Consider the following 26,013-nt stretch of genomic DNA (forward strand, 5'->3'; position numbering starts at 1 on the left):
GCCGACGAACAGCCCCTCGCCGGTCTCCGCTTCCGGCGAGGGGCTGTTCGGTTCCCCGATTCCCCACGCCCTGGCGCTGGTCGGTTTCCCGGTTCTCCACGTCCCGGCGCTGGTCGGATCCCCGCTCCTCCACGTCCCGGCGCTGTTCGGCTTTCCGGGTCCTTCCGGCATGGCGGAAGGTAAATTCGCGCTCAACGATCGCGTCCCCGCCGCGAACGCCCATCACCGTCGTTGCCGTGAAGGTGCCGTGAGCCGTGCCCGTCGTCGCCGTGCCCCGCGTTGCAGACCGCCTCGCCCTGTTGATCGGCGTCCCCGCGTGCCCGGAGGCCGCGTCCGTCCTGCCAGGTGATCTGTCGGACGTCGTCCCGCGCGACGTGTCGCTGATGGCGGACGCGCTGTCCGGCTCGAACTACGACCTGCGCGTTCTGGGCCTGGACGATGACGCCTCGGGCGGACGGATGCGCGGCGAGCTGCGCCGGGCCTGCCAGGACGCCCCGGCCGGCGGGACGCTGCTCATCTACTTCTCGGGGCACGGCGTCCACCTGAACGGCGCCGACTACCTAGTCCCCTCCGACGCCCAGCTTTCCGGACCGGACGAGCTGGACATCAGAACCCTCCTCCCGCTCGACCTCAGCGAGTTCCTCGACCAGTGCCCTGCGCGGACGGTCCTTGTCGTCACGGATGCCTGCCGCGAGGGCCCGACGCGCGGATTCGGCGCGGTCACCTACCCGAACGCGTCCGCTTCGCTGGACGTGGGCTTCTTCTTCGGCTGCGCCGAGGGGCAGGTCTGCGGATCGGACGAGCACGGCAGTTTCTTCACGCGCGCCCTGGCGGACGCCCTCGCCCCACACACGCCTACGCGAACCGTCGAGCGCCTCGTGCGCGAGGCAACGGGCGCGACCGTACGCGCTTCCGCTATGCAGACCCCGCGGTTCGTGCGGAGCAGCGTGATTCCCGATCGCCTGGACGCGGCGGAGATCTGCGACGGTCTGGAACTCATCGACCGCTGGCGCGATGCGGTTTCGTCCAGCCCTCTATGGGATCTGGCGTCCGGGCCAGTGGACGAGATCCGCACACGCGTGGTGAAGGTGGTCGAGGAGTTCGCACGCCAGCGCCACGACGCCATGGCAGCGCTACCCGATCCCTGGGCGGACGACGAATACCCGGTACGCGTCCTAGAAAAGGGCCTGCTGCCGCTCTGCCGTGCCGAATTGAGTCCGGCCGAGGTCGCAGCCTTGGTCGCCGTCCCGTTCCTGCGCGAGGCCGTGTTGGCGGTCGGACTCTTGGAAGCGCGCGAATGCGAGCCGCTAGACCTGGAAGCGCAACCGCAGGCATCGGCCATACGAACCGAGCTGGAATCCGTCCACCGGGCGTACCAGATCGTGTGGCGACGCGCGTCCGGGCGGGCTCCCGGCTCGGCCCGCGACGCGCTCGCCATGTGGCTGTGCCACCGCTGGCTGGTCGAACGCGCCGAACTGTGGCGCTCGTCCCGTCCGCGCGAGCTGACCGGACGGCTCGCCGCCGCGCTCCTCGGCACGGACGCCGCCGACTGGAACGCCGACGACCTCACCGAACTCCTCCTCGCGCTCGGCCCCTCGGTCGGCTCGGACATCGTGGAACGCCACGCCGGCGGCGAACTCAGCCCGTTCCCTACCGGCGGCGTCCGGATGCCCGGTCGCGCCGACCAGCCTTTCCGCCTCCTCGGCCTCGCGGTGCTGCTGGCGTTCGCTGGCCAGCTCGCCGCCGATCCGCGCGCGCTGCCGACCGTCCTCGCCGATCACGTCGGCATCCCGGACGGCGTCACCCCCGACGATCTCCGCACCACGCTCACCCAGCCCGGCTTCGCGTGGACACCGGTCGGCGACGACCTGGATCTCCAGGCCGTCTGCCCGCACCCGGCCGTCCATGCCGCGCTCGAAGCCCTGATGCTCCGCGTGGACGAGATGCGCCAGGCCATCCCCGAACTGCAAGCCGCCCGCGGCTCCGAGGAGCTGGCCCCGGCCGCGGACCTCCCCTCCCGCTTCACGCGGCGCGGCCTGCGTCCACGAAAGCTGAAGGGCGAGCCGACCTACGACGTCCCGCTGCTGCGCTTCCGCCTGGCGGACGACGAGGTCCGCGAACTCCTCATGGGCGCGCAGCTCTACGGCGAGCGTTCGCTCGCCATCCGCGAGCTGTACCAGAACGCACTGGACGCCTGCCGCTACCGCGAAATGCGCCTGCGCTACCTGTCGAAGACCGGCGCTCCCGGCGCGTCCTGGCACGGCGAAATCCGCATAACCCAAGGCGTGGACGAGGACGGCCGCGCATTCATCACGTGCGAGGACAACGGCATCGGCATGGCCGAATACGACCTCAAGCACACCTTCTCCCGCGCCGGCCGCCGCTTCGAGCAAACAACGCAGTTCCGCCGCGAGCAGGCCCAATGGAAACGCAAGGATCCGAGCCTGCGCCTGTACCCGAACAGCCAGTTCGGCATCGGCGTCTTCAGCTACTTCATGCTCGCCGACGAGATCGCCATCGAGACCCGCCGCCTCAACATGGACGGCCACGGCGGTGGCACCGGCCTCCGCGTGGACGTGTCGAGCAGCGGCAGCCTCTTCCGCATCCGCCGCTCCGACCAGGCCGTCCCCCACTCCGGCACGCGCGTGACGCTGTACCTCCCCGACGACATTGCCCAGTCCACCTCCGTCCTCAAAACCCTGGGCGACCTCCTGAAAGTCGCCGAATACGACGTCATCATCAAGGAAGACGACCGAAAAAAGGTCTGGCCCGCCGGTTGGCTCCACTACCCACCCGGAGGCTATGAGGCCGGTCGGCCAGCGGTTTACTCTTCGGCGCCGACGATCGACGCGCCGCCACGGCCCCCCGCGGTCCCTCCTTACCCGAGAGAGTTCTCCACTGATGATCTGCCCGACTGGTACGGCCCGGCGGAGAGCTTCTGGTGGGTGAACGGCCACGGCGCGATACTGGCGGACGGGCTCCTCGCCAACCGGCGCAACTTCGGCTACGTCGCGGACTTCGGACGTGAGCACCTGCCGCAAATGAGCGTCAACCGAACCCAGATCCTCGCCTACGACCGCAGGCGCTTGGACGAACTGTTGCGCCGGGGGCTGGAGCAGCTGCCCCAGTGGCAGGAGCTGACCCTCGCCTGGCTGTGGCGGCTCGCACTGGCCGAGCCCTCGCTGGCCCAAGCGGCCGTGGAGGCGCTCATCGAGCAGAACGTGGTGGTCGCGGCAGGTCTCCAACCCACGACACACATGACGCCCGTGACGCGCGCACCTGCTCCGGCATGGTCGCCGCCAGTGTCCCTCCGGGCCGTGGGCTGTCTGAACCTCGACGCGAAAGGTCTGGCAGCCGCACTGCCCGACCTTTCCAAGGGGATACCGATCGCCTGGCTCGCTTCCGGCTACTTCCAACCGGTCCCCCTGTCGCCAGCCGCCCCGCAGGGGGACTTCAACCAATTGGAGACCTGGGTGTCGGCCTGGCGTCGGGTCGTCCACATCGAGGCCGGGATGACCCGGGCGGACCCGGAGGAGGATCTCGTCCTGCCGGAACGGGTGGACGGGTACCCAGTGCCGACGCCTTTGGAGCAGGTCCTCCTTCAAGAGCCGGAGATCACCCTCCACCGGGTGGCGATCGCCGCGGGCACGGTGAACAGGACGATGGAAACCGCGCTCCGGCGCGCCCGGCGGCTCGCGTTCGTGGGCCGGGTCTGCACCCGGCTCCCGCGGGTCTTCCAGGGGCCCGACTTCGTGCCCGACCGGTTCGACTGCTCGGTGCTCGCCTGGCCGGACGGGCGGGGGGCCGGCGCCCGGCTCACCCGCGCGCGGTTCTGCGCGATCCTCATGATGCTCGACGGAATGGACGTCGAGACGTTCTTGAAGGAACGCCTGCCCGGCTACCGCGCGTGCGGCGTGCCGCTCACCGAGCGGGACATCCAGGACGCGGTCGCTTCGCTGACGCCCGAGATCACCCATCTCATCCGGGACTGGGTCGCGGTGAACCAGGGACTGCCGCGCGATGGCTCGCTCGACGAGCGCGGCGTCAAAGCCCTCGCGACCCACTGGGGGCTCTCCCGGAGGATGGCGTTGAAACGTCTTGCTCCGCTCGCGCGTATCGGACTCGCCGTCGCTCATCGGACGGACTTCGGTCCCCTGCTGGGCTCCGGCCGCTTTGTCCACGCCGCCCCTGCCCCCCGGGCGTTCGCCGCCGTCCCCGCTCGGGAGATCGTGGACCAGCTCGATGCGGTGGCCGTGACCGACCTGGACGTCCTGCGCCTGGCCGCTCGGTATATCACCTCGGTAAGAGTGGTGCGCGAACGGCTGAACGGGCTCGCTGCGTCACGGGGACTCACCGTCCCCCCGCCGACCGAGGCCGACCATTTGCGGCCGCAAACGCCCGAGATGGCGGCCCTGGGGCTGCAAACCCAGGCGGACGAGTACTCGTGGGAACAGGAAGGACCTTCTGGCAACGGCCGAGTGACGCTCGGGTGTCTGATCTTGGCCGCGGCGAAGACGCGGATCCCGATTTCGGAATTGCGGGCCCGGCTGGAGCAGTACCGGCCGCTCGGGATCCGGTTCACCGAGTGGAGCGGGAAGACCGACCTGGTCGAATCACTGCGTCAGCCCGACTGGCAGTTGCTCGCCGACAGCGTCGACCGGGAATGGGACGGCGGCCCCCTGCCACTCAGAGCCATCCTCCAGCTCGCCACCGACCGACGGCAGACGGTGAGCAAGATCTCCGCCATGCTGGCGTCCCTCGGCGCCCAGCTGGGGATCACATACTTCGTGCCGATCCTCATCGGCGACTTCGCCGAGCTGATCCCGACTCATGACGAACTGACGATGCTGGAGCGTCACCGCCACCGGGGCCTGCCGACCTTCCTTCTCGCCCGGTTCGCCCACATGGCGCACGCTCCGCTCGGTGAGGTGGTCAAGCGGTTCAAGCACTATGAGCAGCTCGGGGAGTACCGGGTCTGGCCTGGGGCTTCGCCCGAACTGCCCGAGGACGCGGCCGCTACGCGGCCGGACGGGTACGACGTGATCGCGCTTTCTGAGGATCTGCTCAACGTCGAGGCACGGTCAACCCCTGTGGACGGGCTGGAGCTGGTGCGGATCGCGGGGCGGTTCGGGTGGACGTTGGGGAGGCTTTGGAAGCGGTTGTGGCCCTACACGTTCCTTGGGTTGGAGCTGACTGCGCCTGAGCCGGTCGGGAAGTTGGCGGAGCACATGCCGGACTGGCGGGAGTTGTTGCTGATCACGCGGAACCTGGACGGGGCGCGGCCTGTCGCGTATCCGGTTCCGGACGATGATCATGTGGACGACGCCGCTTTCGTCGTCGAGGAATCCGGGGAGTATGTGCAGGAGCGGCTGCGGTTCTATGCGCCGCTGTTCGGAGGGGGCGGGGATGGCTGAGGGGCATGACACCGACCTGGAGTACACGATCGACGACCTGGACGTCCTGGAGGGCTTCGACGTCACGGTGAGCGCGGACGGGCGGCGGTACACGGTGTCCGGGAAGTGCCCGCAGTGCGGCGGGAAGACCGATTACACGGTGTCCCGCGGCACACCGGAGATCGCCAAGGGCCTGGGATGGCGGCGGGATGCGCCGGCGCTGCCGCAGGTCGGGTTGAGCGAGGTTCCGGTGAACTGCTGCTGCGGGTATCCGCACGCGCATCGTCCGGACAACGAATACTTTCCCGGTTGCGGGGCGCGCTGGAAGGTGCGGTTGCCGTGAGCCTGTCGGACCGGCGGTGGGACGCGAAGGCGGCCGAGCTGGAGTTCGGGCAGCTGGAGGCCGTCCGGGCGCAGGCGGTGAGCTGGCGGAACGGCCTCGGCGGGCTGACCGCGCTGCTGGCCGCCGTCGTGATCGTCAAGGGCCGCGACAACATCGGGGACCTCGGCGGTGCCACCAAGTACTGCGTGATGGCGCTGCTCTGCGTGGCGTTCCTGGCGCTGCTGGCCGGGTCGCTGCTGGCGATGACGGCGGCGTTCGGCTCGCCGGGCGAGGACATCCTGCTCACCGGCGACGAGCTGCGCGTCTGGACGAACGCGGCGGTCCGGACGGCGCGGCGGCAGCTGGACCGGGCCCGGGTGCTGCTGGTCGGCGGGGTGGTGCTGGTGGCGGTGGCGACCGGGGTGACCTGGACCGCGCCGAGTCCGGCCGCCAAGAAGGACGCTCCGGCGCGGATCTATTCGGTGGAATTGTCCGTGGGCGGGACGGTTTGCGGCGAGTTGTCGGGCGGAGATACGACCGGCTTGACCCTCCAAACCGGAAAGTCCGGGAAGAAGGCGCCCGTCACCATTCCGTACAGCCAGGTCAAACGGGTCGGAGTCGTCAGCTCCTGCTGAGACCGACGCGCGCTGGCGCCTGCCGATGCGCCTGGTGCGCCGGACGCGTCGGGCCTGGCGGGTGGGGGCGTCCGGACGGGATCGAGCCCCCGGCCGCGGGTGCGGCCGGGGGCTCGCCGGTGCCCCTGGTCGGATTCGAACCGACACAAAAGCTCTTTTAGGGAGCCTGCCTCTGCCATTGGGCTACAGGGGCGCGCGTCAGCATACCGGCGGCACGCGGAATCCACCGGTAGTAATTCCCAGCCGAGCGCGGTTCAACGGTCCGATTCGGAGGTCGAGCGGCGCGATGTTCCGGCCGAACGGACGGTTTCGGTGGATCGGCGGACGTGATCGGCGGTGCGGAGGTCGTTGACACGGTTCCGGAGCGATGAGGCGGTTCAGCGGCGAAGTACGGCGCGGTCCTCCACGAGGGTGGTTCCGGCCCGTCCGTCACGATCGCGGCGGACGGCCGTAATGGCGTGCACGCCGATCCGCCCGCTCTCGCAGGCGAGCGCGGAGGCGGCGAGGTAGAGCAGCCAGACGCGGGCGCGTCCGGCGCCAGCCTGCTCGACGGCGGTGGGCCAGTGCAGGCGCAGCGCCGCCGCCCATGCGCGCAGCGTCCGGGCGTGGTGCTCGCGGAGGGCGAGCGTCCCGCGCACCTCAAGGCCGGATTCTTCGAGTCCGGCGACGATCGACCCCAACGTTCTGAGCTCGCCATCCGTTGGAAACATGTAGGAGGTGGTGAAGGTGCGGCGGATCTGGTGGGGTCCGGGGCGGCGGGTCTGCTGCTGGAGGAGCAGCCGTCCGCCCGGGGCGAGCAGCGAGTACAGCCGCTCGGCGGGCGGGTCGAGCGCGTCCACGCCCGCGAGCCCGGCGATCGCGTCGTACGGGCCGTCCCCGGCGACGGCGAGGTCGCCGACGCGCGGGTCCACGGGCAGGTCCGCGCTGCGCTTGCGGATGTGCTCGGCCTGCTCGGGTGTCCGGACGAGGGCGACGACGCGAGCGCCGTGCTCGGCGGCGGCGTGGTGGGCGAACGCGCCCCAGCCACCGGAGAGGTCCAGCACGCGCGCGCCGGAGAACAGGCCCAGCCGGTCGGCGACGGCCTCCAGGGACGCACGCTGGGCGTCGTCCAGGTCGACGGCCTGGTCCCAGAGCCCGGTCGAGGTCGCCAGGGACGGCCCGAGCATCTGGGTGAAGAAGTCCGCGGGCGCGTCAAGCGGCCCAAGCCCCGCACGGGCATCTCCGGAGCGCCTGTCGCCAGAACGGCCTGCGCCAGGGCTCGTGTCGCCAGAGCGGCTCGCCGCGTCGCGGGCGTCGCTGGAGCGGCCCGTGGAGGAGCGGGCGTCGCCGGAGCGGCCCGTGGCGGAGCGCGTGTCGCCGGAGCGGCCTGCGGCAGGGCTCGTGTCGCCGGAGCGGCTCGCGGTGGGACGCGCGTCGCTGGAGCGGCTCGCGGAGCGGGTGTCGCCGGGGGTGAACTCCTCGGCGGGTGGGCGGGGCTCGGTGCCGACCGCGCCGAGCAGGACGGCCGTCCGGACGATCTCGCGCTTGTCCTCGCCGGTCAGCCGGATCGGCTCGTCGCCGATCCGCATCACCTGCTGGACGGCCTCCAGCGCGTCGAAGACGTCGCCCTCGATGTCGAGCTCGCCCGCGACGTACGCGCGGACGAGGCCGATCTCGCCGGGCTTCCACAGCAGCCGGCGCAGCGCGCGGCGGTGCCGCACGACGAACACCGGCGCGCCGGACGGCCCGACCGAGCTGCCGTCCCACGCCCGGACCCGGATCGGCAGGTCCGCGACCGGCGCGTCCGCCTCCCCGAGCATGATCCTCGCCAGCAGCGGCCCCAGCCGTCCGGCCACACCCTCGCTCACTCCCCAGCCCCTTCGCCGTCACCGTCGGGTGCCGCAAGGAGGCGTACCGTGATCATCGGCGGGGACCGGGACGGCGGGCGGGTGGTCGGGTCACGTGCGCCTCCCCGGGCGTGGTCAGCCGTCCTTGGGCCGATGCTCGGTCGCGAGTTCGAACTCCGCGCGCGGGCTGGACAGCTCGCCCAGGGAGACGATCTCCCGGCGGAAGAACAGGGCGAGCGACCAGTCCAGGGCGACGCGGAACTTCCGGTTGACCGTCGGCATCCGAGACAGATGGTATGTCCGGTGCATGAACCAGGCGACCACTCCGCGGAGTTTGAGCCCGTAGACGTTGGCGACACCCTTGTGCAGCCCGAGGCTGGCGACCGAGCCGACGTAGGCGTGCTTGTAGGGCGTGAGCGGCTTGCCGTGCAGGTCGGCGGCGATGTTGTCGCCGAGCGTCCGGGCCTGCCGCACGGCGTGCTGCGCGTTCGGCGCGGTGAACTCGCCGAACCCGCTCAGGTCGGGCACGCGCGCGTTGTCCCCGGCGGCGTAGACGTCCGGCAGCCCCTCGACGGCGAGCTCGGCCGTGGCCTTCACACGGCCCTTCTCGTCCAGCGGCAGGTCGGTCCGCTTCAGCATGGGGTGCGGCTTGACGCCGGCGGTCCAGACGAGCGTCCCGGCGTCGAACGACTCGCCGTCGCTGAGCACGATGTGCCCGCCCTCGGCGGTCTTGAGCAGGGTCTCCAGCTTGACCTCGATGCCGCGGCCGCGCAGCGCCTCGACGGTCCAGCGGCCCATCTCGGGCCCGACCTCGGGCAGGATGCGGTCGGCGGCCTCGACCATCATCCAGCGCATGTCCTCGTGCCGGACGGACGGGTACCAGCGGCAGGCGTCCCGCGCCATGTCCTCAAGCTCGGCGAGGGCCTCGACACCGGCGAAGCCGCCGCCGACGAACACGAAGGTCAGCGCCCGGCGCCGCACCTCCGGGTCGTCGTTGGACGCGGCGATGTCGAGCTGGTGCAGCACATGGTTGCGCAGGTAGATGGCCTCCTCGACGGTCTTGAAACCGATCCCGCACTCGGCGAGGCCCGGGATGGGCAGCGTCCGCGAGATGGACCCGAGCGCGATCACGAGCCGGTCGTAGGGCACCTCCTGGACGCGCGCCTCGCCGCTCGCCCCGACCCCGTCCCAGCCCTCGGGCCCGGGATCGGAACCGGCCGGGTGGACGAGCGCGACGCGGCGTTCGGCGGAGATCCCGACGACGTGCCCGTTCAGCACGCGGCAGCGCTTGAGCACCTTGCGCAGCGGCGCGACGACGTGCCGGGGCTCCAGGTTTCCGGCGGCGGCCTCGGGCAGGAAGGGCTGGTAGGTCATGTAGGACTGCGGATCGACCACGGTGACGGCGACCTCGCCGCGCCGCAGCTCCCGCCGCAGCCTGCGCTGGAGCCGGAGCGCGGTGTACATCCCGACGTAGCCCCCGCCGACGATCACGATGTGCTTGGCGGCCGGGGGGATCTGCTCGACAGACATACCGCTCCCGGTACCCGGGAGCCGGTCGTCCTCACCTCATGCACCACACATCCGAACAACTCCCCCCTATCCGGCATCTCACTAGGTGTATCGGGAAAGACGGCGGGACAGGGCCGGACGGGGGCGCCAAGCGGGCGGCTTCGGGGACGAGCCGCTTGGCCAAGGCCCTGCCCCGCCTTTCACAGTCCAGGGGAGACGCGAAATGTCACGGATCGTCCAGGGGTCGCTCATCGCCGCCGCCGTTGCCGTACTGGCGACCGGGTGCACCTTCTCGCTCGACGGCAAGTCCAGCAACGGCAAGACCACGGGCGCCGGAGGCACGACCAGCCCGTCCGCCGGGAGCGGCGGAGGCGGCGGGAACGGCGGCGGCACCGGTGGTGGCGGCGGCAACGGCGGCGGCGGTGGTGGTGGTGGGACAGGCGGATCGTCCGGCACCCGCTGCACCGCGGCCCAGCTCCGCGCGACCGTCATCGGCCTGAGCCCCGGCGCCGGCCAGCGCTACGCGCGGCTCACGCTCACCAACATCTCCGGCCGCGCCTGCCGCGTCTACGGCTTCCCAGGCCTCGGCCTCGCCAGCCCGTCGAACCCGAGCATCCCGACCTCGACCCGGCGCACCGGCTCGCCCGCGGCCTTCGTCGTGAAGCCCGGCGGCCACGCCTACTCCCTGCTGCACTGGACCGCCGTCCCCGGCGACGGCGAGGCCGGCTCCGAGTGCGAGCCCTCGCCGACGGCGCTGCACGTCATCCCGCCGGACGAGCGCTCCTGGGTCCGCGCCTCCTGGACGCTGGGCCCGGTCTGCCAGCACGGCCAGATCGACCTCCAGCCCCTCTCCCCCGCCGCCCCCGCCCAGTAACCACCAAGCGGCCCCGTGTGGGGGCGCGTCCCACACAGGACGCGCCCCCACACGGACGCAACCGCTCGTCCACGTAGGACGCAACCCGCACGGCCCCAACCCCGCGCGGCCCCAACCCCGCGCGGGACGCGACCCCGCGCGGGCGTAGCTCCGCGGAGGGGCTGCGCAACCCGCACGGCACCACTCCCGCGCCGGGCGACCCCGCGCGGGTGAAGCTCCGCAGGGGTGGCTGGTACCTCGGGGATGCGGCCCAGGGCTGGTGTATGGCGCGGGGGCCGGGGCGGACGGTCACGATGCTGCGCTTCACGGCGGGTCGGAGCTTTATGCGCACGCATCCGGCCCGCCGTGATCTTGCCCGGACGGGTCAGATTTCGGCGAGGGTCTTGGCGCGGGTGAACAGGGCGTCGAGCATGGTTTCGGTCACGCGTCCGGTGAAGGTGTTCTGCTGGCTCGGGTGGTAGCAGCCGAGGACGGTCAGGGAGACACCGTCCGGGCCCGCGATCTCGACCTCCGCGCCGTGGCCGAACTTGGGACGCGGACGCGGGATCTCATAGCCCGCGTCCTTCAGCACCGGCCAGACGTTCTGCCAGGCGAAACCGCCGAGGCAGACCACGCAGCGGACGGACGGGGCGACGTCGGCGATCTCGCGGGCCAGCCACGGCAGGCAGGTGTCGCGCTCGCCGGGCGTCGGCTTGTTGTCGGGCGGGGCGCACCGGACGGTCGCGGCCATCCGCGTCCCGATCAGGCGCAGCCCGTCGTCCGCCCGGACGCTCGTGGGCTGGTTCGCCAGGCCGACGCGGTAAAGCGAGGCGAAGAGCCAGTCGCCGGAGCGGTCGCCGGTGAAGATCCGGCCGGTGCGGTTGCCGCCGTGCGCGGCGGGGGCGAGGCCGACGACCATGATCTTCGGGTCGGGGTCGCCCCAGCCGGGGACGGGCCGTCCCCAGTACGGCTCGTCGGCGAACATCCGGCGGCGCTCGACGGCGACCTTCTCCCGCCACGCGACGAGGCGGTCGCAGGCGCGGCAGACCGACTGCCGGGCGACCAGCTCGTGCAGCGAGGCCGCGGACGCGGCGAGCGAGGCGACCTCCCCGGCGTCGTGCGCGACGGGCGTGCCGGGGTCGGCGAGGTCGTCCGGCCACCCGGTTCCGGGCGGCACGTAAGGCGCGTTGGCGGCGTCGCTCATGTTGCGATCCTCGCACGTCAGAGCGGCCGCAGGTGGCCCGGCCCACGATCACGACGTGGTAGGACAAAACGCACATCACGGGCACGGCGCATCGGTACGATGCCGTCCACGCCGGAGGGGGGCGGGAGCCCGTGCGCGGGGGCCCGCGCGGAGCGGAGGGCAAGGCCGATGACCCAACCTGGTTGGTATCCCGACCCGTTCGGCGAGAGCAAGCTGCGCTGGTGGGACGGTGAGGCGTGGACCGAGGCCCTCAACCCGCAGCCGACCCGCCCGTCCCGGCTGGCCGCCGCGCAGCGCCCCGGCCCCGGCCTCGCCGCCGAGGTCCGCGGCCTCCGGCTCTACCTGGACGACCAGGTCGTCGCCTACGGGAACACCACCCTGGCCTGGGCGCACGTCGAGTGGACCGCCTACTGGAAGACGGCGCTGCCGACCCAGTGGATCTTCCGCGTCGGGCGCCACCCCTTCCAGGGCGGGCCGCGCGTGGAGGTCGCGCTCGACCCGTCCGGCGAGTACGACGCGCAGGGCCTGTGGACGCGGCTGGTCGAGACCTGCCGCGACCGGGCCGAGGCGCGGCTGATCGCCGAGATCGTCGCGCGCGTCCGGACCGGCGAGGCCGTGGAGGTCGCGCAGGGGCTCGTCCTGCACCCGGGCGGGCTGCGCGGCGGCCGCGCTTCGCTCTCGTGGCCGATGGTGGCCGACGCCGTGATCGAGCAGGGCCGGGTGCTGATCCGGCCGTCCGGCGGCGGCTCCGCCGTCCTCTACGTGCCGCAGCAGAGCCCCAACGCCATGATCATCCCGGCGCTGATCGCCACCCTCCGCAACGACTTCTAGCCCGCCGGAACCCTCAGCGGACGAGGCCGTCCAGCAGGCGTCCCAGCAGCCGGTCGAAGGTCTCGTCCGGCGGCGGAGGCGGGGTGGGGTCGGCGTCCAGCAGCGCGGACAGCTCGGACAAGCCGCCCTCCTCGGCCGCCCTGCGCAGGTATCGGACCTGGGACGCGGCGTCCCCGGCGGCGACGTCCCGCTGCCCCACCTCGAACCCGACGTGGCTCGCGACAAAGCCGGTGACCAGCGAGAACACCTCCAGCGCCGCACCCGGCGCCAGACCGGCCGGGGCGAGCACGGTGATCGCGTGGTCCATCACCCGGAGCGTGTTCGGGCCGAGCGTGCGGCGCGCGGGCAGGGCGGCGGGCAGCCAGGGATGCGCGAGCATGACCGCCCGCTGCGCGTGCGCGAGCGCCCGCATGTCCGCGCGCCAGTCGCCGGTGCGCGGCGGGACGGCCGCGCCGGCCGCGTGGTCGATCATCAGCTCCAGCAGGGTCTCCCGGTCCGGGACGTAGGTGTAGAGCGACATCACGCCCGCGCCGATGTGCGCGGCGACCTTGCGCATGGTCACCGCCGCCGCGCCCGCCGGCCCCGCCGCGTCCGCGACCGCCACCGCGGCCTCGGTGATCTCGGCGCGGCTGTGCGCGGGCGGGCGGCCGACCCGGGGCCGGTCCGCGTCGAGCCAGAGGGCCTCGGGGTCCATGCGTCCCATCCTGCTATTCTCGTACTAAGTACGGAAACCCTCCGGAGGTGCCCATGGCCGCCATCACCCCGACCGCAGACACCGGACGCCTCTCCCGGGCCGACCGGCGCGTCCCGCGGCACACCCGGCTCGCTCGGCGCACGCTGCGGGGTCTGCCCGAGCCGCGGCACGCGGTCGGCTTCGAGGGCGGCATCGACGTTCCCGCCGCTGACGGCAGCCCTTTGAAGACCGACCACTACTTCCCATTGGACGCGGGCGACTTCCCGACGCTGCTCGTCCGCACGCCGTACTCGCGGGGCTTCCCGTGGGCCGCGATCTTCGGCGTCGCCTTCGCCGAACAGGGGTTCCACGTCGTCCTGCAGAGCGCGCGCGGGACGGGAGGCTCGGGCGGGACGTTCGACCTGTGGCGGCACGACGCGGCGGACGGGCACGCCGCCGTGGCCTGGCTGCGCGAGCAGGAGTGGTTCACCGGCGTCCTCGGGACGATCGGAGCGAGCGCGCAGAGCCACGCGACCGCCGCCCTCGCCCAGGATCCGCCGCCCGAGTTGCGGGCCTCCGTCGCGCTCGTCCCGCTTCACGACCCGCACGCGTTCCTCTACACCGGCGGCGTGTTCAACCTGGAGAACGCGCTCATCGCGTCCACGACGCTGGCGCACGAGGGCCGGATGACGCCCGCGCACGTCGCGGCGCTCGTCCGGCTCGCGCGGCGGCTCCGGAAGGGCGTCCGCCCGGACGAGATCACCGAGCCGCCCTTCCTCCGCGACGCCATCGCCCACCCCGACCCCGCCGACCCGCACTGGACGGGCGCGAGGGTCACGCCGCGCGTCCCGACCTGCCTGGTCAGCGGCTGGCAGGACGTGACGCTCGACCAGGCCGTCCGCGAGTACGAGTCCCTGCGCGAGGCGGGCATCGCGGCGCGCCTGGTGATCGGGCCGTGGACGCACTCGTCCGCGCTGAGCCGGGGCCTGCCCGAGGTCTTCGACGCCGCGCTGGCCTGGCTCCGCACCCACCTCACCGGCGAAACGCCCGCGCCGGGCAAACCCCTGCGCCTGCACATCGCCGACACCTGGCGCGACCTCGACACCTGGCCCGCCCCGCCGGAACCCGCCCGCACGGACGAGCCGGAACCGCCTGCAACGTCGCGCGAACCGGCGCATCCCGCAAGGCAGCGCGACTCGCGGCGGAACACGACGCCGCGCGACCCGGCAGTCCCGCCGGTGCAGACCGGCGCGCAGGTGTCGGCGACGGCGCGCGGGCAGGTGGTGCGCGTGGATTCGCGGGGGCCGGGACTGCCTGCGACGTTGCGGCACGATCCGGGGCGTCCTCCGGCGTCCGTCGGCGGGGCGTTGCTGTCGTCGCGAGGCGGGGTGAGGGAGGACCGGCGGGGCGCGCGGCACGGCGGGGCGCTGGCCTTTGAGAGTGCGCCGCTTGATGAGCCCCTTGAGGTCGTCGGGGCGGTCGGCGTGCGGTTGCGGATCTCCGGGAACGGGGTGATCTTCGTCCGGCTCAGTGACGTGGACGAGCGTGGGCGTTCCCGCAACGTCAGCGACGGCGTCGTCCGGACGAATGGGGGCGAGGCGGTCGTGCCGCTCGCCACCACGGGGCATCGGTTCGCCGCCGGGCACCAGGTGCGGGTGGTGGTGAGTGGGCCGCCGCATCCCAGGTACGCGAAGGGCGGCGCCACCACGTTCACCGTGGCGGCGCCGCCCGAGATCGTCTACTGAGACCCGGCGGGTCAGCCGGCGAGGGACCAGGCGATGCCGTCGAGGATGTCGTGCTCGCTGACGACGACGGCGCCGAACCCGTACTCGCGCATGATGCGGTCGATGATCAGGGAGCCGGCGCCGATCACGTCCACCCGGCCGGGGTGCATGACGCCGATCGACGCGCGCTCGGCGCGGGTGGCGTGCAGCAGGTCGCGGGTCACGTCGTGCACCTGGGCCGCCATGATCCGGGACAGGTGGATCCTGGTGGAGTCGTACTCGGGCAGGCCGAGCGCGATCCCGGCGACGGTGGTGACCGAGCCCGCGAGGCCGACCAGGGTGCGCGCCTCGTCCACCGGGACGGTCTCCCGGACGGCCGCGAGCGCCGCGTCGATGTCGGTGATCGTGTCGGCGATCTGCTCGGGGCTGGGCGGGTCGGCGTCCTTCAGGTGCCGCTCGGTGAGCCGGACGCAGCCGATGTCCATGGACACCGCCGCCTCGACGCTCGACGACCCGAGCACGAACTCGGTCGAGCCGCCGCCGATGTCCACCACCAGGTACGGACGGGCCGGACGCAGCGCCGCGAGCTCGCGGGTCGCGCCGGTGAAGGACAGCCGCGCCTCCTCGTCCCCGGTGATCACCTCGGGCACCACGCCGAAGATGTCGACCACGCCGCCCACGAAGTCGGCGCGGTTCTCGGCGTCGCGGGTCGCGCTGGTCGCGACGACGCGGACCTTCTCCGCCGCGTGCCGGGTGATCAGCTCGGCGTACTCGCGCATGGCGGTGAAGGTGCGGTCGAGGGCCTCGGGCGCGAGCCGTCCGGTCCGGTCGACGCCCTGGCCGAGCCGGACGATCCGCATCTCGCGCTCGACGTCGGTGAGCGTGTCGCCCTCCACGTCGGCGATGAGCAGCCGGACCGAGTTGGTACCGCAGTCGATGGCGGCGACGCGCGTCACCGTTCCCCCTCCTGGTCTGTCCTCGTGTTCTCCTGGTCCGCGGAAGCGGCGGCGGTGGCTGCCCGGTCGGCGGCCTGGTCGGGGGTGTGCGCGGGCGGGCAGACGCACGGGCCGTTGCGCCACCACTCGGGGAGCGCGGCGAAGGCCTCGCGGCCGAACGGGTTGACCCCCGGGACGGCCAGCTCGTGCGCGATCAGCGCGTGCAGGCATTTCACCCGTTCGGGCATGCCGCCCGCGCTCTGCATGCCCTCCGGAAGCGGCTCGACGCCCTCCTCCTTGGTCGCCTCGTCGCGGCGGCGCAGGTAGTCGGCGTGCGCCGCCTCGTAGGACACCTTCAGTTCAGGGTCGTCGGCCAGGCGGGCCTGCATCTCCCGCATCATCCCGCCGCCCTCAAGCGTCCCGATCGCGGACGCCAGTTTCGGGCAGGTCAGGTAGAACAGCGTCGGAAACGGCGTGCCGTCCGGCAGCCGCGGCGCCGTCTCGATCACGGCCGGGTTGCCGCACGGGCAGCGGTAGGCCACCCGCCGCACGCCGCGCGGCTCGCGTCCGAGCTGCTCCGCGATAGCGGCCTTGTCGCGTTCGTCGATCATGTCCCGTCCCCACTGGCGGGCCGCGCACCGGCCCGCGCCGTGCCGCCTCCCCGCGGCACCTCCCGCGGCGCGCCCGAGAACGGGCCGCCGTTCTTTCCCGCACCCTCACAGGGCGCGCATCTCTTTCCCGCACCCCCCACAGGGCGCGCATCTCCTTGCCGCGCCTCCACAGGGCGCGCATCGCCGTGCCGGGCGTCACCGCCCGGTGCGGCCGTGGCTCCGTCCGGTGCCCGCCGGTCCCTCAACCGCCGGGCTCCGCCGGTCCGCCCGCCGTCCCGCCGGGACGCGCCCGGCGCGGCGGGTCAGCGGGTGCGGTCGGCGGTCTCCACCGACCGCCAGAGCGTCTCGTACCACGGCGGACGCCCGTCCGCACCGCTCCGCCGGGCCTGCTCCCCGTCGCTCGCGCCACCGTCCAGGACGATGTAGCACTTCTCGTCGGGCATGCAGTAGTGGAGCCGTCGCTTCGCCTCACGTTCAATGTACGACTTGTCGGTCAGCCGTTGCTTGCGTTGCGAGAGTTCCGCGACCTGTTTCTGCGCGACCGACTGCTTGTGCTCCAGGTCGGCGATCTCCTGCCGCTGCGCGATGTACTCCCGGACGGGGTAGGCGAGCGTCAGGGCGATGGCGCAGACCACGACGGCGAGGATGGCCGCCCGTCCGGTCAGGGCGGACCCGCCGCCCTGCCTGCCGCGCTGCCGCCCGGAGCCACCGCCGCCCTTGGCGTCCGCCTTGGCACCGGCCTTACCCGAAGCGCCCGAAGCGCCCGCAGGGCCCGAAGTGGGTCGCTTGCCGTCGTCCGCCGCCATCACCGCTCCCTCGTTCGGGACCGCCGGCCGGGACGGACCCGGCCGGCGCTCCGGCACGTGCTCAGCACTCCCGGACGGGCTCAGGCCCCCTGGGTGAAGCGCGGGAAGGCCGCCGCGCCGGCGTAGCGGGCGGCGTCGTCCAGGATGTCCTCGATGCGGAGGAGCTGGTTGTACTTGGCGACGCGGTCGGACCGGGCGGGCGCGCCGGTCTTGATCTGGCCGCAGTTGGTCGCGACGGCGAGGTCGGCGATCGTGGTGTCCTCGGTCTCGCCGGACCGGTGGCTCATCATGCAGCGGTAGCCGTTGGTCTGGGCGAGCGCGACCGCGTCGAGCGTCTCGGTCAGGGTGCCGATCTGGTTGACCTTGACCAGCAGCGCGTTCGCGATGCCCTCGCGGATGCCGCGGTCGAGGCGCTCGGGGTTGGTGACGAACAGGTCGTCCCCGACGAGCTGGACCTTCGACCCGATGGCGTCGGTGAGCGACTTCCAGCCGTCCCAGTCGTCCTCGTTGAGCGGGTCCTCGATGGAGACGACGGGGTAGGCGTCGACGAGCTCGCCGTAGTAGGCGGCCATCTCGTCGGCGGACCGCCGGTTGCCCTCGAACTGGTAGGCGCCGTCGGAGTAGAACTCCGAGGCGGCGGCGTCGAGCGCGACCGCGATGTCGCGGCCCGGCTCGAACCCGGCCTTCTGGATGGCGTCCATGATCAGGTCGAGCGCCGCGCGGTTGGACGACAGGTCCGGCGCGAAGCCGCCCTCGTCGCCGAGGCCGGTGTTGAGTCCCTGCGATTTCAACACCGCCTTCAGGGCGTGATAGGTCTCGGCGCCCCAGCGGACCGCCTCGGCGAACGTCGGCGCGCCGATCGGCGCGATCATGAACTCCTGGACGTCCACGTTGTTGTCGGCGTGCGCGCCGCCGTTCACGATGTTCATCATCGGGACGGGCAGCACGTGCGCGTTCGGGCCGCCCACGTAGCGGAACAGCGGCAGGCCGGACGACTCGGCGGCGGCGCGCGCGACGGCCAGCGAGACGCCGAGGGTCGCGTTGGCGCCGAGGTTGGCCTTGTTCGGCGTGCCGTCGAGGTCGATCAGCGTCTGGTCGATCAGCCGCTGCTCGGTCGCCGGGTAGCCGACGAGCTTCTCGTCGACGGTCTCGTTGACGGCCTTGACGGCGTTCCGGACGCCCTTGCCGCCGTAGCGGTCGCCGCCGTCGCGCAGCTCCACGGCCTCGAACTGGCCGGTGGACGCTCCACTCGGGACGATGGCGCGGGCCTCGGTCCCGTCCGCGAGCAGCACCTCGACCTCGACGGTCGGGTTGCCGCGCGAGTCCAGGACCTCACGGCCGAGGACGGCCTCGATCGACGACACGGGCATCTCCCCTGTTGCTTCGACAAGCTCAGAATCGGCGCACCCGCACGGGCGGATGCTCCCCGAGCCTATCGAGCGCCCCGTCCGGACTTCGAACTGGCACGCCGCCCTTACCGGACGCCCCATGACAAACCCTGTTCGAGTCCGCCGCGCCGCGACGCGGTCCCGGCGCAGATCCGTATCGCAAGCCGCTTGACGAAGGCATTACCTACATTGTCTACTGTGCACGTCAATCCGACCTGCTTAGTAGGGAATTATGCCGATGCACCGAACGTTCCGCCTGCGCGCCGCGGCCGCGGCCCTGACCGTCCTGGCCGGCGCGTGGACGCTCAGCGCCTGTGGCGGCGACGACAAGGGCGGGAAGGACGGCGCGGCCGCCCCGCTGAAGCTGGGCTACTTCCCGAACATCACGCACGCGACCGCCCTGGTCGGCATCCAGAAGGGGATCTTCGCCAAGCACCTCGGCGTCGCGCCGAAGACCGCGACCTTCAACGCGGGCCCCGCCGCGGTCGAGGCGCTGTTCTCCGGCGCCGTGGACGCCACGTTCGTCGGCCCGAACCCGACCGTGAACGCGTGGGCCAAGTCGCACGGCAAGGCCGTCAAGGTCATCTCCGGCGCGGCGTCCGGCGGCGTCTCGTTCGTCGTCAAGCCCGGCATCAACGGCCCGCAGGACCTCAAGGGCAAGAAGATCGCCACGCCGCAGCTCGGCAACACCCAGGACGTCGCGCTGCGCTACTGGCTGAAGAAGAACGGCCTCACCGCCAACAAGGACGGCTCGGGCGACGTCAAGGTCGTCCCGCAGGAGAACGCGCAGACCATCCAGACCTTCCAGCAGGGCTCGATCGACGGCGCGTGGGTGCCCGAGCCCTACGCGTCCCGGCTGGTGCTGGAGGGCAAGGGCAAGAAGCTGCTGGACGAGTCGTCCCTGTGGCCCGGCGGCAAGTTCGTCATCACCAACCTGATCGTCCGGCGCGACTTCGCCGACAAGCACCCGGACCAGGTCAAGAAGCTCCTCGCCGGAGTGGTCGAGGCGACCGACTACATCAACTCCGACAAGGCGGGCGCCGAGCAGGCGACCAACGACGCCCTGACGAAGCTGTCCGGCAAGCCGATCAAGCAGAACGTGCTGGACGCGGCGTTCAAGAACATCACCTTCACCACCGACCCGGTCGCGCCGTCCCTGGTGGCGGGCGCGCAGCACGCCGAGGACATCGGCCTGCTGGACAAGGTCGACCTGACCGGCATCTACGACCTCGGACCTCTCAACGACGTTCTCAAGGCACAAGGAAAGGCACAGGTCAGCGACAAATGACACAGGCCGTCGAGGCCGCCGCGAGCCGGGCCGTGCCCTCCGGGGCAGCGGTCCGGCTCGACGGCGTCTCCAAAGCGTTCGGGTCCCTGCCGGCCCTCGACGACGTCTCGCTGCGGGTCGAGCCGGGCGAGTTCGTCTGCCTGCTCGGCGCGTCCGGCTGCGGGAAGAGCACCCTGCTCAACCTCGTCGCCGCGCTGGACCGGCCGTCCGCCGGGACGATCGACACCGCCGGGCGGCGCGTCGCGCTGATGTTCCAGGAGCCCGCGCTGTTCCCGTGGCTGACGGTCACGGCGAACATCGAGCTGGCGCTGAAGACGCGCGGCGTCCCGCGGGCCGAGCGCCGCGCGCGGTCCGCTGAGCTGCTGGCGTCCGTCCACCTGGCGGGGTTCGAGAAGAAGCGCCCGCACCAGCTGTCGGGCGGGATGCGGCAGCGCGTCGCCCTCGCCCGCGCCCTCGCCCTCACCATCGACACCGAAGGCACCGGAACGCTCCTTCTGATGGACGAGCCGTTCGGCGCGCTCGACGCCATGACCCGCGACCTGCTGCACGACGAGCTGGAGCGGATCTGGCGGGAGCGGAACCTGAGCGTGCTGTTCGTCACGCACAACGTCCGCGAGGCCGTCCGGCTGGGCGACCGCGTGGTGCTGCTGTCGAGCCGTCCGGGCCGGGTCGTGGAGGAGTTCCCCGTCCCGATGGACCGGCCGCGCCGCATCGACTCCACCGAGGTCGCCGCGCTCGCCGCGACCATCACCGACCGGCTGCGCGAGGAGGTCGGACGCCATGGCGCTTGACACCGAAGCGGCGAACGCGGACGGAACCGCCGCGCGCCCCGAGCCGAACGGCTCGGCACCAACAAAGCCGGACGGCGCGCCGCGTCCCGGGCTGAACGGCTCGGGACGGCCGGAGCTGAGCCGGCAGATCTCCGGGCTGGACGCGCTGGAACTCGGCGGAACGGCGGGCCGCAACCCGCTCGCCCGCGCCTGGTCGGCGGTGTGGCCGATGGCCAGCGCCGTCCTGATCGCGCTGCTGGCCTGGCAGATCGTGGTGTGGTCGGGCTGGAAGCCGTCCTACGTGCTGCCCGGACCGGCCGACACGCTGCCCGTGCTCGGCGACCAGCTCGGCAAGGGCTCGTTCTGGGGCGCGGTCGGGCTGACCATGCAGCGCGCCGTCGTCGGGTTCGCGGTGTCGGTCGTGGTCGGGACGGTCGTGGGCGCGCTGGTGACGCAGTCGTCGGTGCTGCGCCGCGCGGTCGGGTCGCTGATCACCGGGTTGCAGACGATGCCGTCCATCGCCTGGTTCCCGCTGGCGATCCTGCTGTTCCAGCTGAGCGAGCAGGCGATCCTGTTCGTCGTGGTGCTGGGCGCGGCGCCGTCCATCGCCAACGGGCTGATCGCGGGCGTGGACTACACGCCGCCGATCCTGCTGCGCGCAGGGAAGGTGATGGGGCTGCGCGGGCTGAACCTGTACCGGCACCTGATCCTGCCCGCGTCGCTGCCGTCGTTCGTGGCGGGGCTCAAGCAGGGCTGGGCGTTCGCGTGGCGGTCGCTGATGGCGGGCGAGCTGCTCGTGGTGATCTCCTCGCACACCTCGCTCGGCGTGCTGCTGTCGCAGGCCCGGGAGTTCTCCCAGACGGACGCGATGATCTCCTACATGATCGTGATCCTGGTGATCGGGATCGTGATGGACCGGCTGTTCGGCCTGGTGGACGGCGCGATCCGGACCCGCTGGGGCCTGGACGGCGACTGACCCCTCACATCCCCGTCCCGGCAGGGGTCCCTTACTCCGCGTAACGGATCTTTGCCGGGGGCGGCGGGTCACGTTTACCCAGGTAGGGGAACTTTCCGGGGAGTGAGCGGTCCGTCGGCGCGGCTGTGGCACCGGGTGCTGCGCGACCCGTCGATCCGGACCGGGGTGACGGTCCGGGCCGTGGTGTTCGCGCTCCTCCTGGTGATTCCGCTGTACCTGGTGGCGATGCTGCTGGTCACCGCCGAGGCGCGGCACTCGCTGGAGCGCCGCGTCGCGCGGCGGGCCCGCGTCGTCGCCGAGCTGGCCCGCGAGGGACGGCTCCCCGCGCACGTCCCCACCAGCGAGAACTCGCTCGCCCAGGTTGTGGACGCGTCGGGCAGCGTCGTCGCCGCGAGCGACTCCATGTGGGGCCGTCCGCCGGTGCGGTTCCCCGCCCCCGAGGGCCTGGACACCCGCCGGGACGGCATCAGCTGCCACGCCACCGCCCCGTACGGGCGCTGCTTCCAGGTGGTGGCGCTGCGGGTGCACGACGGGCACCGGAACCTGGTCGTCTACGGCCTGGAAAGAACGCGTCCGTGGCTGCCCGAACCCGGCGTCGCGCTGCTGTCGGCACTGGTGTTCCCGCTGGTGGCGCTGGTCGTCGGGGCCGGCGCGTGGCGGGCGGCCGGGCGGGCGCTGCGCCCGGTGGACGCGATCCGCCGCGACCTGGACGAGATCACCGCGACCGACCTCGAACGGCGCGTGCCCGAGCCGTCCCGGAAGGACGAGATCCACGCGCTCGCCCGCAGCATCAACCAGACGCTCGACCGGCTGGAGAAGGCCGTGGCGCGGCAGCGCGCGTTCATCTCCGACCTCTCGCACGAGCTGCGCAGCCCGCTGACCGGCCTGCGCACCGAGCTGGAGCTCGCCCGCTCCGACCCGCAGGGCACCGACCTCGGCGAGTCCACCGAGGCGATGCTGCACAACGCCGACCGGCTGGAGCAGGTGCTGAACGACCTGCTCGCGCTCGCCCGGCTGGAGTCCGACCAGGGCCTGCGCCGCGAGGTGCTGGACCTGCACGAGATCGCCGACCAGGAGGTGCTGCGCCGCCCCCGCCGGACGAAGGTCACCGTCACCGGCGACTCCCCGGTGCTGGTGCGCGGCGGGCGGCTGGAGCTGGCCCGGGTGCTGACCAACCTCATCGACAACTCCGACCGGCACGCCGCGTCCACCGTCACCGTCCGGGTCGGCGAGGAGGGCGGCCAGGCGGTAGTCGAGGTCGTGGACGACGGCGGCGGCATCCCGCCCGGCGACCGCGAGGACGTCTTCAACCGCTTCACCCGGCTCGCCGAGTCCCGGCACAAGGACGCCGGCGGCACCGGCCTCGGCCTCGCCATCTCCCGCGACATCGTCGAGGCGCACGGCGGCTCGCTGGTCATCACCGACCGCATCGACGGCACCCACGGCGCCCGCTTCGTCCTCACCCTGCCCAAGGGCGACCCCGTGGACCAGCCGCAGAAGCGCAACGGCCACCGCCCCAAACCGGGCTAGCCTTCGAGGAACTCCACGATCGCCTCGGCCAGCTCCGGACGGGTCACGGCGCTCATGTGGTTGCCGGGGATCTCGACGTACCGGCCGTCCGGCAGCGCGGCCGCCAGATCCTTCGCGGAGCCGTTGTCATGGTCGTCCACCCCGGCCACGACCAGCGACGGCAGCGTGAACTTCGCCAGCTCCTCGCGCGGGGTGTTCACGAACGTGTCGAGCACGCCGAGCAGCGCGAACCGGTCACCGCCGACGGTCTTCAGGAACGCCTCGGCACGCCACTCGGCCGTGCCGCGCTCGAACGTCCCGGGGTTGGTCAGCACGTCCCGGAAGTGCTCGCCGCGCCCCTCGGTCTCGGTGATGCCGGTGAGGCCCATCCCCCCGAAGATCGCCCGCACCGGGTTCGCCCCGCGCGCCAGCATCCGCGCGACCGTCCGCGCGCCCAAGGAGTACCCGCCGAGCACGTAGTCGGTGAGGTCCAGGTGCTCCAGCAGCGCGAACCCGTCGTCGGCCAGCACGTCCGGCGGGTAGTTCGCCGGGTCGTGCGGCTTCCCGCTGTCCCCGTGCCCGCGCAGGTCCGGCATGATCACCCGGTACCCGAGGTCGGCCAGCGCCTCCGCGTGCCCGTACCGGATCCAGTTCACCGTCGCGGTCGAGAAGTACCCGTGGACGAGCACCAGCGGCCGCCCCTCCCCCAGCTCCCGGAACGCCATCCGCACGCCGTCCCGCGCCGCAAAGTACTGAACAGGCACGTCGATCATCCCCCCAACCTACCCGTCCCCGCCCCTCCCCCCGCCCGCGATCTCCGGCCTACAATCCGTCCTGCTGATCAGACTCCCCCGCTGAAGGCGAGCGTGAGCATGCGCGGATTCAGGATCGTCGCGGCCTCGGCGGGAGCGGCCCTCGGGGTCGCCTGCCTGACCGTCCCGGCGGACGCGGCGACCGGCGGTTCGCTGACCGTCCGCACCATCGACCGCCACGGCCGCACCGTCCGGACGTCCGTCGACCTGGTGAACCCGTCCACCGAGGCCGAGAAGCAGTTTTCCAGTGGCAAGAGCAAGAGCCTCCGCAAGGGCCGCTATGCGTTGGGCGTGGTGATCTCGACACCGGACGACGGAATGCTCGGCAGCCAGACCCTCGCCGCCCGCACCGTGACGATCGGCTCCAAGCATGTGGACGTCACCCTGGACGCGCGCAAGGGCAAGCGTTTCAGCGTCTCCCCGCGAGGCGCGACCCTCGGGAGCCTCAGCAAAGCGGCGGTGTGCGCGGGACGCAGCATTCTCGGCCAGCTGGATTCTGACGGCCGGGCCATGTATCTCGTGCCCAACACCGACCGGGCGCTCGACTTCGGATACAGGGCAAGTTGGGTCACGGGCGAGAATGGGCCGTTCTACTGGGTCAGCGGCTCCGCACGAGGAGTTCCCGGCGGGCTCGTGCGCGACCAGGCACACCTGCATTTCGCCACGATCCGGGCAAAGGTCACGACGAAGCGCTCCAAGCGGTACGCATCGACCCTGCTCATGGGGACCAGGGACTGCCCGGGTGGAACCGACGGCTGGAGCTACTTCTCGGCGCCCCGCACGGTGACGGCGTACGTGACGACGGGGCATTGGAGCGGCTATGTCTGGAACTCGCGCGGCGTCAGCAATGACGTCGACGGTCGGTTCGTCGCGGGCCATACCTACCACGTGACGTTCAAGGCGTGACGCGGGTCTGATTCCGTGAGCCGAGCGTGCCCGCGGTTGAGGGGCGTGCTCTCCTTCACGGGGTGCGTTGGGCGTTGATCAAGGTGTTGCCGGCTTCGGTTCGGTAGTAGAGGACGGAGCGGCCGGAGCGGCGGCGGTCGGCTAGGCGGGCTTCCAGGAGGATTTTCAGGTGGCGGCCTACTGAGCCGAGGGGGAGGCCGGTGAGGGCTACCAGTTGGGTGGTGCTCTTCGGGTTGTCCAGGAGGGTCAGGACGGCGGCGCGGCCCTCGCCCAGGAGGCGGGCGAGGGCCTGGGGGGTGCGGATGGGCTCGGGGTCGGCGAGCTCGCCGGCGCAGGGGTAGACGATGCCGTGGCGGGGCTCGTCGTTCCAGGTGACCCAGCCGCGGGACGCGGTGATGGGGACGAGGCAGAGGGTGCCGCCGGAGATCTCGCGCGGCGGGTAGTCGAAGGCGTTGATGCGGAAGCGGCCGTCGCCGAGCCAGCGGGTGCCGGGGCGCAGTCCCTCCAGGGCTCCGGCCCAGCCGTCCCGGGAGAGCTGCCGGGTGCGGGCGATGATGTCGGCCTCCAGGACGCGGCGGCGGCGCGGCCAGTACGGTTCGACGGCCTCGTGCCAGAGGCGGGTGAGGGCGTCGGCGGCTATGGCGGGGAGGTCGTCCCTGCGCAGGATGTCCGGGAGCGGGCCGCCGATCGAGACTTCGAGGTCGGCTCGTGCGCGTGCGGGGGGCGTCGCGCGGATGTCTTCCAGCTCGTCCTCGAAGGACGGTTCGAACTCGCCCGATGGGGGTGGGGTGAGGAAGTCGGCGTTCCACTTGGTCTTCAGGGGGACGAGGCCGCTGCGGAAGATGGCGTGCGCGACCGGGTTCTCGCTCATGTGCGCGCGGTGGCCGGGCAGGACGGCGTCCATCCAGGCGCGGCGTCCGGGGTGGACGGCCTTCTCCAGTTCGAGGTCGCGCAGGCAGCCGATGGTCTCGGCCAGCGGCGACAGGACGAACCGTCCGGTCGCCATCGTGTCCACGTTGATCAGCCACAGGCCCATGTCGTT

21 protein-coding genes and 1 tRNA gene are annotated in these 26,013 nt (G+C 72.2%); 11 read left to right on the top strand and 11 right to left on the bottom strand.

The window, feature by feature from the left end; genetic code table 11:
* Nucleotides 1-254: 254 nt before the first annotated feature.
* Genes FHU30_RS10520 through FHU30_RS10530 form a run of 3 tightly spaced genes read left to right on the top strand, consistent with a single transcriptional unit; the run spans nt 255 to nt 6,350 of the window.
* Nucleotides 255-5,414, top strand: a complete 5,160-nt coding sequence (locus tag FHU30_RS10520; protein WP_253874503.1) for an HD domain-containing protein — start codon at nt 255-257, stop codon at nt 5,412-5,414.
* Nucleotides 5,407-5,736, top strand: coding sequence for a hypothetical protein (locus FHU30_RS10525; protein ID WP_253874505.1), 330 nt, complete (start codon nt 5,407-5,409; stop codon nt 5,734-5,736). Before FHU30_RS10520 ends, FHU30_RS10525 begins: the two co-directional genes overlap by 8 nt.
* Nucleotides 5,733-6,350 carry a hypothetical protein gene (locus FHU30_RS10530; RefSeq protein ID WP_253874507.1) on the top strand — a complete coding sequence of 206 codons (618 nt, stop codon included), beginning with the start codon at nt 5,733-5,735 and terminating at the stop codon, nt 6,348-6,350. Before FHU30_RS10525 ends, FHU30_RS10530 begins: the two co-directional genes overlap by 4 nt.
* A 120-nt stretch (nt 6,351-6,470) precedes the next feature.
* Here FHU30_RS10530 and FHU30_RS10535 read toward each other — a convergent pair.
* The 3 genes from FHU30_RS10535 to FHU30_RS10545 all read right to left on the bottom strand — a co-directional run bounded on the left by FHU30_RS10535 (nt 6,471) and on the right by FHU30_RS10545 (nt 9,706).
* A tRNA-Leu gene (locus tag FHU30_RS10535) sits at nt 6,471-6,543 on the bottom strand.
* Between the two features lie 184 nt (nt 6,544-6,727).
* Complete coding sequence (locus FHU30_RS10540; RefSeq protein ID WP_253874509.1) at nt 6,728-8,197, bottom strand: class I SAM-dependent methyltransferase; 1,470 nt, start codon at nt 8,195-8,197, stop codon at nt 6,728-6,730.
* A 114-nt stretch (nt 8,198-8,311) separates the two neighbouring features.
* On the bottom strand, nt 8,312-9,706 hold the full coding sequence (locus tag FHU30_RS10545; RefSeq protein WP_253874511.1) for an NAD(P)/FAD-dependent oxidoreductase: 1,395 nt from the start codon (nt 9,704-9,706) through the stop codon (nt 8,312-8,314).
* 202 nt (nt 9,707-9,908) lie between these two features.
* Between FHU30_RS10545 and FHU30_RS10550 the strand changes: the two genes are divergently transcribed.
* Nucleotides 9,909-10,559 carry a DUF4232 domain-containing protein gene (locus tag FHU30_RS10550; RefSeq protein ID WP_253874513.1) on the top strand — a complete coding sequence of 217 codons (651 nt, stop codon included), beginning with the start codon at nt 9,909-9,911 and terminating at the stop codon, nt 10,557-10,559.
* Nucleotides 10,560-10,923: 364 nt separating this feature from the next.
* Here FHU30_RS10550 and FHU30_RS10555 read toward each other — a convergent pair whose 3' ends face one another.
* Nucleotides 10,924-11,742 (bottom strand): uracil-DNA glycosylase, encoded by an 819-nt coding sequence (locus FHU30_RS10555; RefSeq protein WP_253874514.1) that lies wholly within the window; start codon nt 11,740-11,742, stop codon nt 10,924-10,926.
* Nucleotides 11,743-11,910: 168 nt separating this feature from the next.
* Here FHU30_RS10555 and FHU30_RS10560 point away from each other — a divergent pair, with 168 nt between their 5' ends.
* Complete coding sequence (locus FHU30_RS10560; protein WP_253874515.1) at nt 11,911-12,573, top strand: DUF2510 domain-containing protein; 663 nt, start codon at nt 11,911-11,913, stop codon at nt 12,571-12,573.
* Nucleotides 12,574-12,586: 13 nt separating this feature from the next.
* Here the strand turns inward: FHU30_RS10560 and FHU30_RS10565 are convergent, their stop codons facing one another.
* On the bottom strand, nt 12,587-13,276 hold the full coding sequence (locus FHU30_RS10565; RefSeq protein WP_253874516.1) for a TetR/AcrR family transcriptional regulator C-terminal domain-containing protein: 690 nt from the start codon (nt 13,274-13,276) through the stop codon (nt 12,587-12,589).
* 44 nt (nt 13,277-13,320) lie between these two features.
* Here FHU30_RS10565 and FHU30_RS10570 point away from each other — a divergent pair, with 44 nt between their 5' ends.
* Nucleotides 13,321-14,991, top strand: coding sequence for a CocE/NonD family hydrolase (locus FHU30_RS10570; RefSeq protein ID WP_253874517.1), 1,671 nt, complete (start codon nt 13,321-13,323; stop codon nt 14,989-14,991).
* Nucleotides 14,992-15,002: 11 nt separating this feature from the next.
* On the opposite strand, the gene FHU30_RS10575 is transcribed toward FHU30_RS10570, so the two are convergent.
* The 4 genes from FHU30_RS10575 to eno all read right to left on the bottom strand — a co-directional run bounded on the left by FHU30_RS10575 (nt 15,003) and on the right by eno (nt 18,686).
* Entirely contained in the window at nt 15,003-15,926 is a 924-nt protein-coding gene (locus FHU30_RS10575; protein ID WP_253874518.1) for a Ppx/GppA phosphatase family protein, read from the bottom strand.
* On the bottom strand, nt 15,923-16,516 hold the full coding sequence (locus FHU30_RS10580) for a DUF501 domain-containing protein (protein ID WP_253874519.1): 594 nt from the start codon (nt 16,514-16,516) through the stop codon (nt 15,923-15,925). The genes FHU30_RS10575 and FHU30_RS10580 overlap by 4 nt, the downstream gene beginning before the upstream one ends.
* 302 nt (nt 16,517-16,818) lie before the next feature.
* A complete protein-coding gene (locus FHU30_RS10585) occupies nt 16,819-17,322 on the bottom strand; it encodes an FtsB family cell division protein (protein WP_253874521.1) in 504 nt (167 codons plus the stop codon).
* A gap of 80 nt (nt 17,323-17,402) precedes the next feature.
* Nucleotides 17,403-18,686 carry a phosphopyruvate hydratase gene (gene eno / locus FHU30_RS10590; RefSeq protein WP_253874523.1) on the bottom strand — a complete coding sequence of 428 codons (1,284 nt, stop codon included), beginning with the start codon at nt 18,684-18,686 and terminating at the stop codon, nt 17,403-17,405.
* 262 nt (nt 18,687-18,948) lie between these two features.
* On the opposite strand from eno, the gene FHU30_RS10595 reads away from it, so the two are divergent.
* From FHU30_RS10595 to FHU30_RS10610, 4 genes are all read left to right on the top strand, one after another.
* Entirely contained in the window at nt 18,949-19,998 is a 1,050-nt protein-coding gene (locus tag FHU30_RS10595) for an ABC transporter substrate-binding protein (RefSeq protein ID WP_253874525.1), read from the top strand.
* Nucleotides 19,995-20,789: an ABC transporter ATP-binding protein gene (locus FHU30_RS10600; RefSeq protein WP_253874527.1), complete on the top strand. Its 795-nt coding sequence runs from the start codon at nt 19,995-19,997 to the stop codon at nt 20,787-20,789. Before FHU30_RS10595 ends, FHU30_RS10600 begins: the two co-directional genes overlap by 4 nt.
* A complete protein-coding gene (locus FHU30_RS10605; protein ID WP_253874529.1) occupies nt 20,779-21,744 on the top strand; it encodes an ABC transporter permease in 966 nt (321 codons plus the stop codon). Before FHU30_RS10600 ends, FHU30_RS10605 begins: the two co-directional genes overlap by 11 nt.
* Before the next feature lie 102 nt (nt 21,745-21,846).
* Entirely contained in the window at nt 21,847-23,274 is a 1,428-nt protein-coding gene (locus tag FHU30_RS10610; RefSeq protein WP_253874531.1) for a sensor histidine kinase, read from the top strand.
* Here FHU30_RS10610 and FHU30_RS10615 read toward each other — a convergent pair.
* The gene (locus FHU30_RS10615) at nt 23,271-24,026 is read right to left on the bottom strand and encodes an alpha/beta fold hydrolase (protein ID WP_253874533.1); all 756 of its coding nucleotides are present in this window, start codon (nt 24,024-24,026) and stop codon (nt 23,271-23,273) included. The genes FHU30_RS10610 and FHU30_RS10615 overlap by 4 nt on opposite strands.
* Nucleotides 24,027-24,125: 99 nt before the next feature.
* On the opposite strand from FHU30_RS10615, the gene FHU30_RS10620 reads away from it, so the two are divergent.
* A complete protein-coding gene (locus FHU30_RS10620; RefSeq protein WP_253874535.1) occupies nt 24,126-24,971 on the top strand; it encodes a hypothetical protein in 846 nt (281 codons plus the stop codon).
* Between the two features lie 55 nt (nt 24,972-25,026).
* On the opposite strand, the gene FHU30_RS10625 is transcribed toward FHU30_RS10620, so the two are convergent.
* The gene (locus FHU30_RS10625) at nt 25,027-26,007 is read right to left on the bottom strand and encodes an ArsR/SmtB family transcription factor (RefSeq protein ID WP_253874537.1); all 981 of its coding nucleotides are present in this window, start codon (nt 26,005-26,007) and stop codon (nt 25,027-25,029) included.
* Nucleotides 26,008-26,013: the final 6 nt, after the last annotated feature.

Origin of the sequence: Actinomadura rupiterrae (genome assembly GCF_024172125.1) — a bacterium.
Lineage (GTDB): Bacteria > Actinomycetota > Actinomycetes > Streptosporangiales > Streptosporangiaceae > Spirillospora > Spirillospora rupiterrae.